The organism is Staphylococcus sp. IVB6181, from assembly GCF_025561445.1.
GTDB lineage: Bacteria > Bacillota > Bacilli > Staphylococcales > Staphylococcaceae > Staphylococcus > Staphylococcus simulans_B.
Genome location: NZ_CP095096.1, coordinates 1579211 through 1597592, shown reverse-complemented (window position 1 = coordinate 1597592; position 18382 = coordinate 1579211). Strand labels below are relative to the sequence as shown.

The 18382-nt window shown below is 35.2% G+C and carries 18 protein-coding genes and 1 pseudogene; 5 read left to right on the top strand and 14 right to left on the bottom strand.

What is annotated here, in order from left to right:
* Positions 1-153: 153 nt before the first annotated feature.
* Together cspA and msaA are read right to left on the bottom strand one after the other, a co-directional pair.
* Positions 154-354, bottom strand: a complete 201-nt coding sequence (gene cspA / locus MUA90_RS07845; RefSeq protein WP_001831260.1) for a cold shock protein CspA — start codon at positions 352-354, stop codon at positions 154-156.
* A gap of 360 nt (positions 355-714) precedes the next feature.
* Positions 715-1023: a regulatory protein MsaA gene (gene msaA, locus MUA90_RS07840; RefSeq protein WP_262586146.1), complete on the bottom strand. Its 309-nt coding sequence runs from the start codon at positions 1021-1023 to the stop codon at positions 715-717.
* A gap of 157 nt (positions 1024-1180) precedes the next feature.
* Between msaA and MUA90_RS07835 the strand changes: the two genes are divergently transcribed.
* From MUA90_RS07835 to MUA90_RS07820, 4 genes are all read left to right on the top strand, one after another.
* Positions 1181-1450: an acylphosphatase gene (locus MUA90_RS07835; protein WP_105992811.1), complete on the top strand. Its 270-nt coding sequence runs from the start codon at positions 1181-1183 to the stop codon at positions 1448-1450.
* Positions 1451-1465: 15 nt separating this feature from the next.
* Positions 1466-2104, top strand: coding sequence for a 5-bromo-4-chloroindolyl phosphate hydrolysis family protein (locus MUA90_RS07830; protein ID WP_262586143.1), 639 nt, complete (start codon positions 1466-1468; stop codon positions 2102-2104).
* A complete protein-coding gene (locus tag MUA90_RS07825) occupies positions 2104-3225 on the top strand; it encodes a toxic anion resistance protein (protein WP_262586141.1) in 1122 nt (373 codons plus the stop codon). Before MUA90_RS07830 ends, MUA90_RS07825 begins: the two co-directional genes overlap by 1 nt.
* A gap of 155 nt (positions 3226-3380) precedes the next feature.
* A complete protein-coding gene (locus MUA90_RS07820) occupies positions 3381-4307 on the top strand; it encodes a diacylglycerol/lipid kinase family protein (protein ID WP_262586139.1) in 927 nt (308 codons plus the stop codon).
* A gap of 99 nt (positions 4308-4406) precedes the next feature.
* On the opposite strand, the gene brnQ3 is transcribed toward MUA90_RS07820, so the two are convergent.
* The 5 genes from brnQ3 to MUA90_RS07795 all read right to left on the bottom strand — a co-directional run bounded on the left by brnQ3 (position 4407) and on the right by MUA90_RS07795 (position 9796).
* A complete protein-coding gene (gene brnQ3 / locus MUA90_RS07815) occupies positions 4407-5750 on the bottom strand; it encodes a branched-chain amino acid-like transporter carrier protein BrnQ3 (RefSeq protein ID WP_262586137.1) in 1344 nt (447 codons plus the stop codon).
* Positions 5751-5966: 216 nt separating this feature from the next.
* Positions 5967-7859 carry a vWA domain-containing protein gene (locus MUA90_RS07810; RefSeq protein WP_262586135.1) on the bottom strand — a complete coding sequence of 631 codons (1893 nt, stop codon included), beginning with the start codon at positions 7857-7859 and terminating at the stop codon, positions 5967-5969.
* A gap of 12 nt (positions 7860-7871) precedes the next feature.
* Complete coding sequence (locus MUA90_RS07805) at positions 7872-8663, bottom strand: ATP-binding protein (protein ID WP_262586133.1); 792 nt, start codon at positions 8661-8663, stop codon at positions 7872-7874.
* An 89-nt stretch (positions 8664-8752) separates the two neighbouring features.
* Complete coding sequence (locus tag MUA90_RS07800) at positions 8753-8956, bottom strand: DUF6501 family protein (RefSeq protein WP_105992804.1); 204 nt, start codon at positions 8954-8956, stop codon at positions 8753-8755.
* Between the two features lie 24 nt (positions 8957-8980).
* Complete coding sequence (locus MUA90_RS07795; RefSeq protein ID WP_262586131.1) at positions 8981-9796, bottom strand: VOC family protein; 816 nt, start codon at positions 9794-9796, stop codon at positions 8981-8983.
* A gap of 174 nt (positions 9797-9970) precedes the next feature.
* On the opposite strand from MUA90_RS07795, the gene MUA90_RS07790 reads away from it, so the two are divergent.
* Positions 9971-10150 carry a Mid2-like cell wall stress sensor domain protein gene (locus MUA90_RS07790; protein ID WP_105992802.1) on the top strand — a complete coding sequence of 60 codons (180 nt, stop codon included), beginning with the start codon at positions 9971-9973 and terminating at the stop codon, positions 10148-10150.
* 447 nt (positions 10151-10597) lie between these two features.
* Here the strand turns inward: MUA90_RS07790 and MUA90_RS07785 are convergent, their stop codons facing one another.
* The 7 genes and pseudogenes from MUA90_RS07785 to MUA90_RS07755 all read right to left on the bottom strand — a co-directional run bounded on the left by MUA90_RS07785 (position 10598) and on the right by MUA90_RS07755 (position 18382).
* On the bottom strand, positions 10598-10816 hold the full coding sequence (locus MUA90_RS07785; RefSeq protein WP_262586129.1) for a hypothetical protein: 219 nt from the start codon (positions 10814-10816) through the stop codon (positions 10598-10600).
* Positions 10817-11079: 263 nt separating this feature from the next.
* Positions 11080-12345: a dihydrolipoyllysine-residue succinyltransferase gene (gene sucB / locus MUA90_RS07780; protein ID WP_262586127.1), complete on the bottom strand. Its 1266-nt coding sequence runs from the start codon at positions 12343-12345 to the stop codon at positions 11080-11082.
* A 12-nt stretch (positions 12346-12357) separates the two neighbouring features.
* Positions 12358-15153 (bottom strand): 2-oxoglutarate dehydrogenase E1 component, encoded by a 2796-nt coding sequence (locus tag MUA90_RS07775; RefSeq protein ID WP_262586126.1) that lies wholly within the window; start codon positions 15151-15153, stop codon positions 12358-12360.
* A gap of 183 nt (positions 15154-15336) precedes the next feature.
* Complete coding sequence (locus MUA90_RS07770; protein ID WP_262586125.1) at positions 15337-16701, bottom strand: HAMP domain-containing histidine kinase; 1365 nt, start codon at positions 16699-16701, stop codon at positions 15337-15339.
* Positions 16698-17360, bottom strand: a complete 663-nt coding sequence (locus MUA90_RS07765) for a response regulator transcription factor (protein WP_262586122.1) — start codon at positions 17358-17360, stop codon at positions 16698-16700. The genes MUA90_RS07770 and MUA90_RS07765 overlap by 4 nt, the downstream gene beginning before the upstream one ends.
* A 103-nt stretch (positions 17361-17463) precedes the next feature.
* Positions 17464-17593 (bottom strand): annotated as a pseudogene (locus MUA90_RS07760) (hypothetical protein); the annotation flags it as partial.
* Between the two features lie 171 nt (positions 17594-17764).
* Entirely contained in the window at positions 17765-18382 is a 618-nt protein-coding gene (locus MUA90_RS07755) for a phosphatase PAP2 family protein (RefSeq protein ID WP_262586120.1), read from the bottom strand.

Sequence of the window (18382 nt, the reverse complement as noted above, 5' to 3'; positions counted from 1 at the left end):
AATATAGCACAGAAAAGTATGTGGAAATTTTAATTTACTAAAATTTAAAAATAAATTTACATTAGGAGTTTCGTAGTTTAGCGAGGATAAAACAAGAAAAAACACTTTACAGAAGTAAAGTGTTTTAAATAGTCAATAAATTTAATCTATTTATTATAGTTTAACAACGTTTGCAGCTTGAGGACCGCGGTCGCCTTCAACTACTTCAAATTCAACTGATTGACCTTCTTCTAATGATTTGTAACCTTCTTGGTTAATAGCTGAGAAGTGTACGAATACGTCGTTTTCTCCTTCAACTTCGATAAAACCGAATCCTTTTTCAGCGTTGAACCATTTAACTGTACCTTGTTTCATAATTTGTGAAACCTCCAAGACTAAAATTCAATATGCATTATTCGCATATTACAAAAAATACTTACAAATAATTAGAGTACTGTAAAACCACAAAAGCAATTCGGAGCTATCTCAATAATTCTAATCACTTCTCAACAGTCTTATGTATAAGCTGCAGGTGGATAAATAACTGTTTTATTGACTCAACAAATTATAAATTGTACGATACCACCCTTACAGATCTTGCAAAAGTAATGCTATCAGTATGTTTATATATATATGTTTGAGCTAAATATTCTTTGCAATATGGAATAAAACTATTGCTTAAAACCAATTATAGTGCATTCGCCCTATCATTGCAATACAAATAGTAAAAATTAATTACTCAATAATTGGAAGGTCGTAATAAACTTCGTTATTATTTAATACGATAAAGCTATAAAATATTTGCATATCTTCATCGCAATCTTCGCAAAATCTCATATCGCAATTATTATAAAATGCATAAATATTATATTTACCTTTAGTGAAATTATCAAATTTCATTTTAGACAAACAAACTAAATCTTTATATTTTTCGAGCATATCCTCATAGTTCTCAAAATGATATTGTTCGCAAATTTTTTCACGCCAGTCATCGAACAACCACCATCCCTCATAGTCAGCTCTGATCATATTGACTGTCCACACGTTAAAATCCCCTTTATTGAATAATTGTTCCTTTATATTTTCAACTATTTCCATGAGAATTTCAAGGAATGTGTTTCGTTCTATAGAATGCTGTAAATGTAGTAAATATTAGGATTTTACGTTGAAAATTCGTATAATATAACAAAGAGGTGATCTTATGCAACGTAGAAAAATTCAAGTTTTTGGGCAAGTTCAAGGTGTCGGATTCCGTTATTTTACAGAACGCCTAGCTCAAAAATATCAAATATCAGGGACTGTACAAAATGTTGAACAGTATGTAGAGGTCTATGCACAAGGTGAGGAACAAAACCTTGAACAATTTACCCAAGCTGTAATTGAGGGTGCTTCCCCTGCTTCCAAAGTTTCGGATTATAAAATAGAACAACTAGATACAGATTCATCTTTGAAAGGATTTAGAACTATTTAAAAAGGAAGATGTAAATTGAGATATTATATTTCTCGAATTTATGGAACACTCGTAGGCGTTCCAGCTGCAATTGTCGCTTGGCTCACAAGTATCTATGCATTCGATATACTTTTTGTATATGATTTGGGAATCGGTGTCGCAACATTTTTTGCACTCTACTTCCCCACTCAATTTTTAACATCAAAAAAATATTTACAAGAAATAGGATTAACACGCAGAGATTTCAGGTTTGTGCGCCACCAATTGAATAATGCACAAACAAAAGTGAGAAAGCTGTTAAAATCTTTTATCAATGTACGTTCAATTAAAGATTTTAAACAAGTGAATGAAATTCATAGATTAGCAAGAACGATATATTTCACAGTAAGACAGCAGCCTCAAAAATTCTTCATTGTAGATAGCTTTTTTTATTCTCATTTAGATAATGCTTTAAATTTAATCGAAAGCTATACAAGATTAGCTAAAATGCCTGCTAAATCTAAAGAAGAGAAACAAAAGCTGGAACAAACGCGTATTACACTAGATGAAGTAAAGCGTAATTTAGTTGCGGATTTGAAGCGTCTTAATGAAGAAGATTACACGCGACTTGATGTTGAAATGGAAATGAATAAGATAGAACAGCAACGCAAACTCGAATGGAAGGAGCATGATTAATGGCTAATGAGATGCCTAAACAGCCTGAATTACAAGGACAAGTATCAAATGATACTACTTTAATGGAAGCAAATAAAGATTTTACACCGGAACAACAAAAGAAAATACATGAGCTTGCCAACCAGATTGAACCGATGAACTATGATTCTTTAATGAAATTCGGTTCTAATGCACAATCAAGCATGTCATCGTTCTCGCATAAAATGCTGAGCGAAGTGAAATCTAAAGATACCGGCACTATCGGAGATACTTTAAATCAATTAATGGCGAAGTTAAAAGAAGTACAGCCGGATGATTTTAAACAAGAAAAAGATTCGTTCCTAAAGAAAATCTTTAAAAGAGCCAAAGCTTCCGCAAATGAAATATTCTCTAGAATGCAATCTGTAGGATCGCAAGTAGATCGCATTTCTGTAGAATTAAAAAATCATAAAGACAGTTTGAACCGAGATATCCAGTTATTAAATGGATTATACGATCAAAACAAAGACTACTTTGATGAACTTAATTTATATATTGCGGCTGCTCAAGAAAAGAAAAAAGAAATACTAGATAATGAATTGCCCGCAAAACGCAATCAAGCATATGAATCTGGCAACCAAATGGATATTCAAGAAGTTGCGGATTTAGAACAATTTGCGGATCGTTTAGATAAACGTATCTATGACTTGCAGCTGTCGCGACAAATTTCCTTGCAGACTGCACCGCAAATCCGTATGATTCAAAATGTGAACCAAACTTTAGCTGAAAAAATTCAAAGTTCTATTTTGACAAGTATTCCATTATGGAAGAACCAAATGGCTATTGCGTTAACGTTAATGCGTCAACGACAAGCGATGTCAGCACAAAGAGCAGTAACAGATACTACCAATGATTTGCTGACAGCGAACTCTGAACTATTAAAACAAAATGCAATAGATACTGCAGTTGAAAATGAACGCGGTATTGTTGATATTGAAACATTGAAATCAACGCATGAAAATATTATTGAAACCGTTGAACAAACATTGCAAATTCAAGCTGAAGGTCGTGAAAAACGCCAGCAAGCTGAACAAGAGCTGCAACACTTAGAAGCTGACATGAAAGATAGATTATTAACAATGAAAGATAATAAAGTTCAATAACACCTTTGATAAAACGATTATCTGCCCTGCTTTGCAAAGCAGTAAAGGATAGTCGTTTTTTTACCTTGTTTTTAGAATTTATATTTATTAACCTTTAATTCAGGGTATCAAAGAGTGAAGTCCATTCATGAGATTCAGTCAAAGGAGTAGATTATATGACACAACACTTTCATAAAGGTGTTCTTTTTTACCATAAAGCTGCTGGTCAAGGCAATTTATATAAAGAGCTCGGCCAAGTAGTAGAAAATATTACGAAAATGTGTGATGAACTCACAATTAAATTAAGTAAAGAAGAAGGAGATATTCAAAAGTTTTGCGATGAAATCCGCGAAGAAAATAATGGATCATACGATGTCTTTTTCATTTTAGGCGGAGACGGCACTGTGAACGAATTAGTTAACGGTGTAGTTTTAAATGATTTAGATATTCCTATCGGCATTATTCCAGGCGGCACATTTAATGATTTTGCTAAAACATTAAATTTATCACCTAAACCAGCCCCAGCATCTGCAGAACTTTTAGATGCACAAGTAAAATCATTTGATGTGTTAGACATCAATGGGCACATTGCATTAAACTTTGCTGGTATTGGTATGATGGTTCAAAACTCTGAAAACGTTGATTCTAACAAGAAGAAAGTTCTTGGCAAATTGAGTTATGTATTTACCACAATCAAAGTGATTGCTGATCCGGATACATACCATTATACAGTAGAAGCAAACGGTGAATCGTATACGGGCGAAACTTCAATGATACTCATAGCAAACGGTAATTTTGTTGGAGGCAGCCGTATACCACTGGAAGACCTCTCCCCTTGTGATGGTAAAATGAATATCTTCTTATTCAAAAACCACAATATGAGTATGATTAAAGATTTCTTCCAAGTGAAAGACAGTATGAATTGGAATGATATTACTGAAAACATCACATTAGTTTCTGCAGATGAAGCAACACTGAAAACAGAACCGAACACTAAATTAGATATAGATGGAGAAATATTATTTGAAACACCTGCAGAAATTAAAGTGTTAAAAGAAAAAGTGAAGTTATTGTACGTGGATATCGAAAACCAAGAATCATAAAGAGTGATTTGCGGGATATTTCACTAAGTAAATTGAATTAATTGAGTATGTATATAGGAAAAAGGTCTCAAACAAAAATTCGAGACCTTTTTTAAATGCTTATTCTTTTTCGTAAACAATCGGTGATTGTTTTTTGAATCCTAAGCTGATTAAATAGCCGATAATAACTGAAATAATCGCGATTGGGAACCATTCTAAGCTGTTTTTAGCTAATGGTAAATTTGACCATGCATCAAATGCAATCCATTTTTTCGCTACAGCAACACTGATTAATGAAGTAATCGTAATCACTGTAATTGTAAATTGCTGAACGATTGGTTTCATTGGAACGAATCGTGCCATTAAAATTAATAATACCGTTGTGATACCGATTGGATATAAAATCATTAGTACTGGGATTGAAAGTTGGATAACTTGGTTAAGACCTAAGTTAGCAAGTACTAAACTGATTAATGTAAATCCAATTACGTATGCTTTGTATGAAATTTTAGGAATAATACTATTGAAGTATTGGCTTACTGCTACTACAAGTCCGCAAGCAGTTGTTAAACATGCAAGTGCAACGATAATACCTAATAAGTATTTACCGAACTCTCCATAACCAGTACCAGCAATTGTTGTTAATAAATAAGTACCGATGTTTTGGTTATGATCTGCTAAATCTTTAAGTTTCTCTGGTGAAACGACCATATGGTTTCCGATATAACCTAAAGAGATATAGATGAACATTAAACCAGCAGCCGCAATTACCCCTGCCATTGCTGTTTGTTTGAAAATCGTATTAGCATGTGTGATACCTGTAGCTTTAACTGCATTAACAACAATCATTGAGAATGCAATTGCCGCAATGGCATCCATTGTAAGATAACCTTGGGTAAACCCTTGTGAGAAACCTGATAATGTTGATGTATATGCCTCTGTACCATTACTTGACGGGTTGCCGCCGAAGTCCATAAATCCTTTAATAATCATAGCTACAATTGTAATTAATAATGCAGGTGTTAATAATGAACCGATACGATCCACCATTTTACCTGGTGTTAAACAAAGGTATAATACTACCGCAAAATAAATTACTGAGAAAATAAATAATGCAATAGGACTGTTCGTATTGATAATCGGTGTAACTGTCATCTCAAATGAAGTAGATGCAGTACGCGGAATCGCAAATAACGGTCCGATCGTTAAGTAAATAGCAACTAAGAATACCACTGAGAAAACTGGTGATATTTTGTTGAATGCGCCGATGTAACCTTGTTTATCCAAAGCGCCTACAACTACCCCTAATAACGGTAACCCGATTCCCGTTAAGACAAATGCCAGAATAGCCGGCCAGAAATAGTGCCCGCTATCTAAACCTAAATTTGGTGGGAAGATGAGGTTTCCTGCGCCAAAGAAGATGGCAAACAAAGTAAACCCGATAATCCATGTGTTTTTATTCATATTGATGTGCTCCTTCTATTACAATAAATCTTAAACATTGCTTTATTTTAGCATAACGTAAAAGGAAATGCTATATAAAATTTCAGAAAATTTAAAAAGTATCGCGCAAATGATGTCATTTTTTCGAAAAATATGCTGTATGACTTAATTGAAATACAATAAAACGCATACAATTAACAATTAAAAATACCATTGCTAGTTGTACGCGTATATTTTTTAAACAGATTTCAATAATAATTTCTTGAGCAGCGGTGAAAGTTGACTTGGCAAGTTTTCAACACCTTCTACAAATAATGCAAATTGTCCATAGATATTATGAATCGTACGTTCAATGTCTTCGGTAATTTCTTCTTGGCTTAAAAAGACATTGAAAACTTCAATGCCGTATTTTCTTGCTTCCTCTACTGCTTCATACGTATCAATGATACCGTCTTGATCATAGTTATAAGCAGAAGGTTCGCCATCAGAAAATATAATTAAGAAGCGCTGATGGTGCGGTCTGTTCAATAAGCGTTCGCTTGCAAGCCGAATTGCGACACCATCCCTGTTATCATCTTGCGGTGTTAATTCCATAATTCTAGGGCTGTCTTTGGAACCGGTAGAATAATTATAATCGATAATTTCGTCGATGATATTAGGTTGTGTTTTATCATCTGCTTCAAATGCATCTTCATTGAATGCTAAAACTTCATGTTTCACATTCAGCGATTTTAATGTTTCATGGAAAAGTACGACACCTTTAATCGTTTCATCCATTTTATCAATCATGCTTGCTGAAGCATCTACCAGCAATGTAAATGTCGCATCGAACGAACGGCTTAAATCTTGTTTTTTATAGAACATTTTATATTGGTCATCAATAAACCAATTAATCAAGTCACGCTGCAAGCGTCCTTTAGTAAGATTATGGCGTTCATCGATTTGTTCGCGATCGATAGTTTTTTGAATGATTTGTTTTAAATCTTTAATTTCGTATTGAACTTCCTGATGTACTGAATGATAGTTCGCTCTATCTTCATCAGTGATTTCCGGTGAATGCCACTGTACTTCTACATTTTCATTGATACCTTTCAAGGCAAATGGCTGTGCTGCTGCGCCGGTTTGTCCGCCCTCTTTGTTATCAATCGTATCGTTAGAGCCTTTGCCTTTTTTCGTCATCATATCTGTCATATCATCTGATGCATCACCTTCACGTGCAGTGTCATTATCACTGACAGCTTCACTGTTTTCACCTTCATGCAGTTCCATTTCTAAATAGGCGCCGCCTTCTGATTTTGAATCTTGTGCTTTTGTTTCAGCTTCTGCAGTTTCGATGTCATCCTCTTCTTCACTGTTATCTTTACCATCTACATTCGCTGCATCTACACGTTTTAAATCTTCGAATGTTTGTTCCTGCAACGCTTTATAGACGTTACGCGGTATATAGTAATATTCATTGAGCATGTCTTCTTCTAGAAGATCATCAAGCTGATACATAATTCTTTCAGCTAAAAATTTATTATCTTCAGTTGTATAGTTCATAAAGAAGTTCGGAAGATACATATACATACTTTGAATGATAGGATCTAAATCAGGACGGATACTTGGAACTTCATAAAAGTTTTCTGTCAGCAATGATTGTTCTAAATATAAGAAAATCAAATCGGTATATGTTGTTTTGGTGCGATATACATTGATTTGCGATTCTGTATAGTTTAATCTGACACGCTTACGCATTTCAATCGCACTTTTCATACTAGGACGGATATTTGTAATTGCATTAAGTACACGCATATCCTCTAATAATTTGAATACTTGTCTGAAGAAACTTGGGTGTTTGAATTCATTGTTATCCAGTACTTCATTCACAATAAATTGATCCATTAACCGATAACCGTATGTCGCAAGCAAGACATCTGTTTTTAAACCAGTGATTTCAATTTGGCTTGGACGATGTGTCCAAAAGACACTGGCAATCAGTTCATTTTCAATCGGATCGTAATAAGGGAATTTTTGAATTTTGACATGCGTCTGGTTATTTTTTAGAAGAAGACGTGCCAAGTCTTGCAGCATCATCACTTTTTTAGCATCTAAAATTTCATCATTAAATTTGATAAAACGATTGCTCATATTTATCCCTCACTAAAAGTTCAATTCTATCGCATTGATAATTGCTTGCTGTTCGCGTTCGTCTTCTAATTTATCAATGATTGCACGTTGGATGGCACGTTCAATCGGCATGACTGTTGCCAAATCGCTCATGTCGATTAATGCACGGATACTTGCTGCTTCTTCAGAAATTTGACCTTGTTTTGTCATCGTGCGCAAGTCTTCATTGAAAGCTGCAATTTTAGAAATTAATGTGTCATCATCCAAACGGCTTTGTTCTTTAATGACTGTTTTTAATGTTTCACCGTCAATGTAGTCGACTTGAATGACTACGAAGCGGTTTTTCAATGCCTCGTTCATCGGTAATGTACCAACATAGCCTTCGTTAATAGCCGCGATGACATTAAATCCGGGTTTTGCTTTGATGACTTCACCAGTAAAAGGATTCGTTAAACTGCGGCGGTAATCGAGTACCCCGTTTAAAATCGGTAATGTTTCTGGCTTAGCCATATTGATTTCATCAATATATAAGATATGGCCTTCTTTCATTGCTTTGATGACAGGGCCATCAATAAAAACGATTTCTTGTGTGCCGTCTTCACTCGTTTGGATTGTTTTGAAACCAAGCAAACTCTCAGCATCTAAATCGACTGAACAATTGACTTGATACATTGGAATATTGATTTCCTCGCTCAACGATTCAGCGAGTTTTGTTTTCCCTGAACCAGTAGGTCCTTTTAATAATATATTTTTATTTAAACGCATCATGGCATATGCATCGCCAAACACTGTTTTATCAGCGTTAATATATTGATGTTGTTCCATTAAAATTCTCCTTTTCATAAACATCAAAAAATAGACCGGGGCACCATAAGTGCCCAAGCCTGTTAATGTCTATTTAATTAAATGTCTTTTTATACTTCTTTAAAGTAATCTTTATAGTAGCCGCCTACTTTACCTGAGTTATCAATGATTTGATAATATTCTTCAGTTTCGTTAACAACGTCATATTGTTTCCCTACTGTAAGCATATCAGATACTGTGAATTTTTTCGCATCAGTATGCAATACCTCTACTTTTTTAATTGGTTCTTTTTCTTTCCATTCTTCATGTAACATAAATTTCAATCCTTTCTATATGTCCTATGCTTTTTCTAAAGTCAAGATGAATGGTAGACCGCTGTTTTCAGTAATTCGCACAGACTCAGAATCTTTTTGTTCTAATGTTTGATATCGAATACCGATAATTTCCAGCTGCTGAACAGCATTGCGGTAAGCTTGTTTAGAATCTGTACTGAATTCGATTTGTTCGACAGAACCGTATTCAGCCATATCAATCGGTTCGCCCGCTTGGAAAATATGTAATTCTCCGCCTAAACCGCCTTCTCCGATTCGAAAGACTTGTACTTTAAAGTCAGCATCTGTTGTTGGTGTATATTCAGCAAAATGATCCAGACCGAATACTTTTGATAATATCGATGCAGTCAATAATACTTCATTGACTTGTACGATGACTGGTCCTAACCCTTGAATTTGATGCAAAGGATTAACAGTACTGTCATCTGTAGGCATACCTAATGGTACCCCGCTATTGCGTTCATTCGAATAAATATCAAAAAACTGCCCGTTACCGTCTTTGAACTCGAAATGCTTATGATCATTCATTTCTATAACTTCGCCGAATTGAATTTCATTTTGACTTAAAATAGACTGATATTCTTCTAAACCTAAATCAGTCGGTGTTCTCAAACCGATACTTAATACATGGTTGGCATCAGTAGTATAATTTGGTACTTCAATAAAGTGTACTCTCGTACCTGGACTTAAATCCGCATCTCCGAAACGCACCGCATTTTTTGAGCCTTGTCTTTCGTAATTAAGTCCTAAAATATTATGAAATAAATGAATTGTCTGTTCTAGATTTTGAGTACCTACTGTAACACTTCGCAATCCTGCCATTTTACCCACACCTTCTTTTCAGATTTCTCATTCATTATAACTTAAATGGAACGATTTTTGTATGATGAAGTACCTATTGAATAACTTCCTTCAAATTAAGGTATAGTAATAGTATAAACGATTAGAAATTGCATTTTTAATCTGGAAAGATGGAATCAAAGGAGATGATTTAAAATGCTTAATTTCTGGATACTTTTTGCGCTCACAGTATTAATTGCTGCTTATTCAGGTATTAACTACTTTACAGGCACGTTTAAAGAAAATGCGAAGCTTAAGAAGCAGCACTTCGGATTGATATGTATCGTGTTTGTAGTCTTAGCAATTATTGAACTTATCGTAATGAATATGATTTAAATGTTTATAAGAAAGCATCAGCAACGTTATGGTTTTGCTGATGCTTTTTCTTTTTTATAAATTAATAGATTACATATTGTGAAACTGATCCGTAGAACATTTGGAGTACGATTTAGAATTATATATATGTAAAAAAATACAACGACGTCAAACGCCGTTGTACTAAGGTATATAGTGTGTTTTAAACTTTCAATTATGATTCTAAAAGTAAATCTTCTCGGTTCCTAGGTGTTAAATATACTATTGTTATACATATTTAAAAGGCTGCTATATCAAGTGTTGAGCACAATTTTTTACATGAAATACTTGCATAACTTGCATGAATACCCATGCATATAATAAAGTTTGGGTTTTCCTCAGAAAACGGATTTTAATATGAGCATATGAAAATAATTATAAGTACACGTATTAACTACACTTGTAAAATCATAGTCTTTTTTGAAATGTTTAAAGTTTTGAGTTGCCTGTTGTATACATTTCTTTTTCTTTTTTTGTTATTGGTCTTGCTTCTTTGCTCGGACCATTGGGTGTTTTTATAGCAAATCTGTTGTTTAATTTAGCATAATCACGACCATCTTTTTTTATTCTTTGCGCCATGCTAGGTTGTCTTTTTGTTTGTTGTTTTCTATACGCTGCAATAAATTGATTTAATTCTTCTTTATTCATATCCTAACACCTCGTTTTAATGTCCCAATGTTGGGACATTTACCTTTGATACTTACACCGATGATAACCTAACATACTGAAAAAGTTCCATACCAGAAATGTTCATATAATATTATCAAATCTATTTAATTTAGTGTTGTGAAAAAAGTTGCTTTACTATAGTTTCGGGGCTATTTTGGGGCTTTGCTTAGTTTGTAGAATAAAAAATACAACGACGTTAAACGCCGTCGTATCAACATTTATAGTGTGTTTTAAACTTTCAATTATGATTCTAAAAGTAAATCCTCAGGGCTTTCAATAAGCTCTTTGATTGTTTTTAAGAATCCAACTGCTTCTTTACCATCAATGATTCTGTGGTCATAGCTTAATGCAATGTACATCATTGGACGGTTTTCGATCGTATCTTTATCGATTGCGATTGGACGAGTGATAATTGAGTGCATTCCTAAGATTGCAGCTTGGCTTCCGTTAATGATTGGAGTAGACATCATTGAACCGAAGATACCGCCGTTTGTGATTGTGAATGAACCGTTCATTAAGTCGCCAAGTGATAATTTGTTATCACGTGCTTTCACTGCTAAATCAGCGATTGAGCTTTCGATTTCCGCAAAGTTTTTCTTATCGCAGTCACGAACGAATGGCACGATTAAACCGTTATCTGTAGATACCGCAATACCGATATCGTAGAATTGTTTAGTAATCATATCTTGACCATCGATTTCAGCGTTGACTGCTGGATATTTTTTCAATGCTGCTACAGCTGCTTTTGTGAAGAATGACATGAAGCCTAATTTAGTACCGTCATGGTCTTTAATGAATTGTTCTTTTTTACGTTTACGCAAGTTCATTACGTTTGTCATGTCTACTTCGTTGAATGTTGTAAGCATTGCTGTGTTATTAGATACTTCTAATAATTTTTTCGCAGCAGTTTGCTTACGGCGTGACATTTTTTCACGAATCACTGGTTTTGAAGGTGTGCTGTTTTGTTGTTTAGCAGGTGCTTCAGATTTTGTTTCAGATTTTTGGCTTGATTGACCGCCTTGTTGTTTGCGATCTACATCGCCTTTACGAACAACGTCATTGCCTTTAGAAGCAACTTCAGCTAAGTCGATACCTTTTTCACGTGCATATTTGCGCGCTGATGGTGTTGCGTTGACACGTTGATCGCTTGAGCTGCTGTCTTTGTCAGATTTTGCTGGTGCTTCTTTTTCTTCAGACTTGCTTTCTGATTTTTCTTCAGATTTAGGTGTTTCTTCTTGTTTGTCGTCAGATGAACTTGATGATGGACTTCCGCTGCCTTCCCCTACAGTTGCGATTGCTTGTCCTACTTCAACAGTGTCGCCAGGTTCAGCTAAATGTTCTTGAAGAACACCTGCTTCTTCTGATACAACTTCAACGTTGACTTTATCTGTTTCTAATTCAACAACAGCTTCACCTTTATCTACTGAATCACCAGGATTTTTCAACCATTCAGCTATTGTACCTTCCGTAATAGATTCTGCTAACTCTGGAACTACGATCTCAGACATACTATTTTCCCCCTAATTTTTGTTAAGACTCTCTTCGATAATAGATTTTTGAACAAGTTTATGATTTTCTCCGTCACCTTCAGCTGGCGCAGAACGTTTGATTCGACCGCTGTATTGTAATTCGTATTTATCGCTTGCTAAATCGCTTAAGTAAGGATATACGAATGACCAAGCACCTTGGTTTTGCGGTTCTTCTTGAACCCATGCAATTGTTTCTAAGTTTGTCAATTGATCAATGATTGCTTGTACTTCTTCAACAGGGAAAGGATATAATCTCTCAACTGCGATAAGAAGAATTGAATCATCAGGTTCTTTTTGCAAACGCTCTTTCAAATCAATAAACATTTTACCTGAAGCTAAAATTACTTTTTTAACTTTGTCTGCTTCATATTCTTCTGGCAAGATAGGTTCGAAATGACCATCTGTAAACTTATCGATTGTATCAGAAACTGTTTTGTTTCTTAATAAGCTTTTCGGTGACATTACTACTAACGGACGCATAGCGTCAGTGTCCAGACTTGCGGCTTGTGAACGAAGCAAGTGGAAGTAGTTGCTTGAGCTTGATAAGTTTACTACTGTCGCGTTGTTTTCAGCAGATAGCTGCAAGAAGCGCTCTAATCTTGCTGAAGAGTGTTCTGGTCCTTGACCTTCATAAGAGTGCGGCAAGAACAATGTTAAACCAGAACGCTCGCCCCATTTTGCGTTACTGCTGAATAAGAAGTTATCGAAAATCATTTGGGCCATATTTGCGAAGTCGCCGTATTGGGCCTCCCAAATATTCATAGTACCCTTGTTTTCAACATTATAACCGTATTCAAAGCCGACTACTGCTGCTTCAGATAGTGGTGAGTTATGCACATCGAAAGATGCTCTTTGGTTAGGAACATGTTGTAATGGAATATATTCATCGCCATTATCAGGATTATGCAATACAGCATGTCTGTGACTGAATGTACCGCGTTCGCTGTCTTGACCTGTTAAGCGGATTGGTGTGCCGTCTTGCATGATTGTCGCAAATGCAAGTTGTTCCGCTTGTGCCCAGTCAACTAAACCATCCTCTTTTTCAAATGGTTCTCTGCGTTTCTCTAAAACTTTGTTAAGTTTTTTCAAGACTTCAAAACCAGTTGGATAGCTTAATAATGCATCGTTAATTGATTTTAATTCATCAACATCAAATTCACGATCATCCGGTTGCAATGGTAAATCTAAACTATCAGGTTTAGACATGTCTTTTGTAGTTGTTTTATCATTTTTATCGATTTTATCATGTGCTGCACGTAATTCTTTTTGTACATCATCTAAGATAGCGTTCATTTCATCTTTAGAAATGATACCTTCATCAACAAGCTGTTCACCATAAATATGATCGACAGTCGGATGCTTGCGGATGTTATGATATGGCATCGGGTTAGTGATAGATGGTTCATCCATTTCGTTATGACCGTAACGACGATAGCCGACTAAATCGATAACAACATCTTTATGGAATTCTTTTCTGAAGTCCATAGCGATATCAATTGCTTCGATAGTTGCTTCTACATTATCCGCATTGACGTGCATAATCGGCACATCGTACCCTTTTGCGACATCTGTAGAATAAGTTGTAGAACGGCCGTCTGTCGGTTCAGTAGTGAAACCGATACGGTTGTTTGTGATTAAGTGCAATGAACCGCCAGTTGAGTAACCATCAAGGTTGCCAAGGTTCATTGTTTCAAAGTTAATACCTTGTCCAGGGTAAGCTGCGTCACCATGGATTAAAATCGGCATTGATTTTTTGAAATCAGTTTGTACTTTTCCGCCTTGGTGACGGTCATCTTGTACAGAACGTGTTTTACCTAATACAACAGGTGAAACAATTTCTAAGTGACTCGGGTTGTTCGCAAGTGAAATGCGTTGTTTTGTACCGTAAGAGTCAGTTGTTTTTGTTCCGCCTAAGTGATATTTCACATCACTTGTCCATGCTGAACCAGATGTTAATTCTAAACTTCCATCTTCTGGCAAGAATTTCATCGGATCTGTATGCATGAATTCAGAAATCATCATTTCATACGGTTTTTCAAGCACATGCGTCAACACGTTTAAACGTCCGCGGTGTGCCATACCGATTTGAATATTTTGAATTTCTTCTTTAGCTGCACGTTTCAATGTTTGCTGCAACATAGGAACAAGTGTATCGACACCTTCAATAGAAAATCGCTTTGCCCCTACAAAGTTTTTATGAAGATATTTCTCGAATCCTTCTACGTGTGCTAAAGTTTTAAACAGTTCAAGTTTTTGGCTTTTATTAATATTTGCTTTATATGGCGTTTCAATACGTCGTTTGAGCCAAGCGCGCTCAGTATTGTTGTTGATGTGTGTGTATTCAAATGCAATTGGTCCTTTGTAACGTTTCTCCATGCGTTTGATTGCTTCGTACGCATTGTCATAAATATCAGAAAAATGGTCTGATACGATGCCTGGAGAAATGTTTTCTAAATCTTCTTTTGTCAAGTTGAAATCCTCAATCGTAAGTCTAGGAACGTGTTTGCGTTCTGGACGATTGACGGGATAAATATCAGCCTGCAGATGTCCGTATTGTCTGATGTTGTCAATTAAACGCATAACTTGTTTAATTGTCATATCATCTGAACTTGATGAAGGTGCTGCAGCCACCTCTCTGTTGTCATTATTAATTGTGCTGAATAGAACTTGTAAATCTTCAGAGACAGAAGTTGGATCTTGTAGATATTGATCATATAAATCTATGATTACCCCTAAATTAGCTCCGAAATTTACAGGTGCTTCACTAACCTGTGTATATTTCGTCATATTACTCCCTCCACAATATATTGAAACGCTTACAAATAAATAATATCATTAAATGTTCACAAATTAAAGGGAGAAAGCCGAATTGATAACATGAAAAAGAGCCGATATGACGGCTCTTTGTACACATATATAACCATAAATAGAAGATGGAACGAATAAAGTAGAATTCCTTTTTAAATGTAATTATACGTTGAAAGTGATTCTGAACGTTGTATAAGCATCTACTTCACTCTCAACTTGAATCGTTCCGCCGTATAAATTAACTATATTTCGTGCAATAGAAAGACCTAATCCATTACCGCCGCGTTGGCGTGATCGTGATTTGTCTACTCTATAAAATCTATCGAAAATGTAATCTAAGTCCTGTTTTGGAATACCAGAACCATGGTCTGTAATTTCAATCGTTGCTTGTCTGTTTTTCAATTCAGTACAAATGTTAATCGTTTTTTCACGCGTATCATATTTAATTGCGTTATCTAAGAAAATTAACAGCACTTGTTCCAGTTGGTAACGATTCATTTCCAATACAATCGGTTTGCTGGAAGGCTTGAAAGTAAAGTTATATTCAGGATGCAGATGTCTGAGTGATTTTAATCTCGAGGCAATTTCATCATTAACATCGACTGGTTCGACATCTAAAGCATCTTTATACGTTGATTCTTTTGTTAAAAGTAATAACTCTTCTACTAATTTCGTAATACGATTCATTTCTTCGATGGTAATGTTCAATGATTCCTCTAAAACAGCCGGATCCTTTTTCCCCCATCGTTTGATAAGGTTAAGGTGACCTTGAATGATTTGAAGCGGTGTTCTCAATTCATGAGAAGCATCTTCTACGAATTGGCGTTGTTGATCAAACAGCTCTTCAATTTGAATCATCATATCATTGAAGGTATCAATTAAGTCTGTAGTTTCATCGTATTCTGTCGGCAATTCCAGTTTTTCTTGGAAACCATCTCGACGTATTTTTCTCATTTTATTTGCCATAATCGTGATAGGTTTTGCGATTTGGGCTGAGAAAATGTAACTGATGGTTGCGGTAATGATTATTGCGATAATACCGAATAAAACAGAAAGTATAATCAATGAATGCATGACACTGTTATAACTTGATAATGAATGAATGATTATTGAGTAACCCTGAAACTTTTCAGTGTCTATAGGATGCGAAACTACTAAGAAATCATCATTTTTGATGCGTTTGACATAAACGCTGTGATAACTGGAAGGTTCCACAGACTTAGTATCCTTGATATATTCGCTCATAGTCGAAGTTTCAGTCAATACTTCTTTATCATTATCATAAAGAATGACTTTTTGGAAGTTGCCTAATGATGCATTTAAGTCTAAAGGTTTAATGTCATCCAGAGATTTGGTTGCTAATAAAGCCGCAATATTATCTGCACTTTTTTCAGCATCATTAATTTCGCTGTCTCTTAACGTAATACTTAGAAAATAAATGATAACTAAGCTGAAGATGAAGACAATTAAGAAGGTAATACTTGTAGTGACCAGCATCCATTGTGTTTTTAATTTCCGCTGCTTCATTGTCTAATCACATATCCTACACCGCGAACGGTTTCGATTACCTTTTCTTTACCGAAAGGTTTTAATTTATTTCTTAAATAGCGGATATAGACATCAACAACATTTGTTTCTACCTCACTATCATAACCCCAGACATGATCAAGAATTTGTTCACGCTGCATCACATGATTCAAATTCTCAGACAACAGCTGCAGCAAATCATACTCAGTTTTTGTTAACTCCAGTTCTTGACCATCAATAGTGACGCGAAAAGCCTCTTTATTGATTTCAATTCCTTTAATTGTAATGATATCTTTTTCAGGTTGACGTCTGAGTGTTGCACGAATACGTGCTAATAATTCTTCTATATCAAAAGGCTTTACAATATAATCATCAGCACCATAATCTAATCCGGCAACTTTATCATATGTATCGCCTTTAGCAGTAATGATAATAATAGGTGTAGATTTGACGGCTCTTATTCTTTTGCAGATTTCTAATCCATCCATATGCGGCAGCATCAAATCCAGCAAATACAGATCATAATCTTTATTCAAAGCGGTTTCTAATCCAGTTGCCCCATCATTTTCAATATCCACTTCATAATTCTCATGTACTAATTCTAATTCAATAAAACGAGCTAAATTCTGCTCATCTTCTACGATTAATATTTTTGTCATAGTTAGCACCTCAGTTTTGATTTTATCACATACAGACAGAGAAAGAACTGTTTAAAGATACAATTCACAGAATCAGATTTTGTGACAATTTTGTGCGCTGTTTAAAGAGAATGAAAAAATCTGCATTTTCTAATTGACAACCATTCTCACTCATGTATAATAGTAATTGAAAATGATTATCAATACCAAATGAGACATCCCCCCACACATTTCGTTCTTATTGTATTGGTCATTTTCGTATTATCCCCTTTTATATATGCCCGTAAATACTACGTTATCAGATACGATAGCGTGACATACTTACCGATTCTGCTAGAGATGCAGAATCGGTTATTTTTTATTTCTTCATTATTTCTCACTGCAAAAAAAGAGACCAGGCTGCCCTGATCTCATCTTTATTAATATTAAACTGATTTGAATTTGCCTTTGAAAAATAATGATACACCTAAAATGCAAATCACACCTGCTGTGACACCTGCAATGACATCTGTCGGATAATGTACACCTAAATAAATTCTAGACATACAAATCATCGCAATCATGAAAATGCAGAAGGATGTCATGACAATGCGCGGTTTGCCATCAAGATAGTGACTTGATAAAGCAATCAAGCTGCCGAAGAATGAAGTTGAACCCATTGCATGGCCGCTTGGGAAACTGTAACCGCCGATTTCCACTAGACGTAATTTAGTTGGACGTTCTCTATCAAATGTGTTTTTCATAATCGTATTAGAGATACTTGATACAGCCATGACGATTGCGAAGAATAATGCTTCAATCTGCATTTTGCGCAGCAGCAAAATTGCTACGACACATAATGAAAGGCAAATCATTGACCATACTTCGCCAATCCATGTTGCACCCATGAATATACTTGTTGTAATTACGCTGTGTGATGCATAGATAAAATCATAAACTTCTGTATCAATCCAATTCCCGATTCTATTTTGATGAAAAGCAGCAATCACGCTGAATATCAATGTAAATACTAGAATCAGTGAAATTCTCTTTGCTCGGCTCAA

Excerpts from the sequence above, each read along its gene's own strand:
- cspA (WP_001831260.1), bottom strand. The coding sequence starts at position 354 with ATGAAACAAGGTACAGTTAAATGGTTCAACGCTGAAAAAGGATTCGGT.
- MUA90_RS07835 (WP_105992811.1), top strand. The coding sequence starts at position 1,181 with ATGCAACGTAGAAAAATTCAAGTTTTTGGGCAAGTTCAAGGTGTCGGA.
- MUA90_RS07825 (WP_262586141.1), top strand. The coding sequence starts at position 2,104 with ATGGCTAATGAGATGCCTAAACAGCCTGAATTACAAGGACAAGTATCA.
- MUA90_RS07820 (WP_262586139.1), top strand. The coding sequence starts at position 3,381 with ATGACACAACACTTTCATAAAGGTGTTCTTTTTTACCATAAAGCTGCT.
- brnQ3 (WP_262586137.1), bottom strand. The coding sequence starts at position 5,750 with ATGAATAAAAACACATGGATTATCGGGTTTACTTTGTTTGCCATCTTC.
- MUA90_RS07810 (WP_262586135.1), bottom strand. The coding sequence starts at position 7,859 with ATGAGCAATCGTTTTATCAAATTTAATGATGAAATTTTAGATGCTAAA.
- MUA90_RS07805 (WP_262586133.1), bottom strand. The coding sequence starts at position 8,663 with ATGGAACAACATCAATATATTAACGCTGATAAAACAGTGTTTGGCGAT.
- MUA90_RS07800 (WP_105992804.1), bottom strand. The coding sequence starts at position 8,956 with ATGTTACATGAAGAATGGAAAGAAAAAGAACCAATTAAAAAAGTAGAG.
- MUA90_RS07795 (WP_262586131.1), bottom strand. The coding sequence starts at position 9,796 with ATGGCAGGATTGCGAAGTGTTACAGTAGGTACTCAAAATCTAGAACAG.
- MUA90_RS07790 (WP_105992802.1), top strand. The coding sequence starts at position 9,971 with ATGCTTAATTTCTGGATACTTTTTGCGCTCACAGTATTAATTGCTGCT.
- MUA90_RS07785 (WP_262586129.1), bottom strand. The coding sequence starts at position 10,816 with ATGAATAAAGAAGAATTAAATCAATTTATTGCAGCGTATAGAAAACAA.
- sucB (WP_262586127.1), bottom strand. The coding sequence starts at position 12,345 with ATGTCTGAGATCGTAGTTCCAGAGTTAGCAGAATCTATTACGGAAGGT.
- MUA90_RS07775 (WP_262586126.1), bottom strand. The coding sequence starts at position 15,153 with ATGACGAAATATACACAGGTTAGTGAAGCACCTGTAAATTTCGGAGCT.
- MUA90_RS07770 (WP_262586125.1), bottom strand. The coding sequence starts at position 16,701 with ATGAAGCAGCGGAAATTAAAAACACAATGGATGCTGGTCACTACAAGT.
- MUA90_RS07765 (WP_262586122.1), bottom strand. The coding sequence starts at position 17,360 with ATGACAAAAATATTAATCGTAGAAGATGAGCAGAATTTAGCTCGTTTT.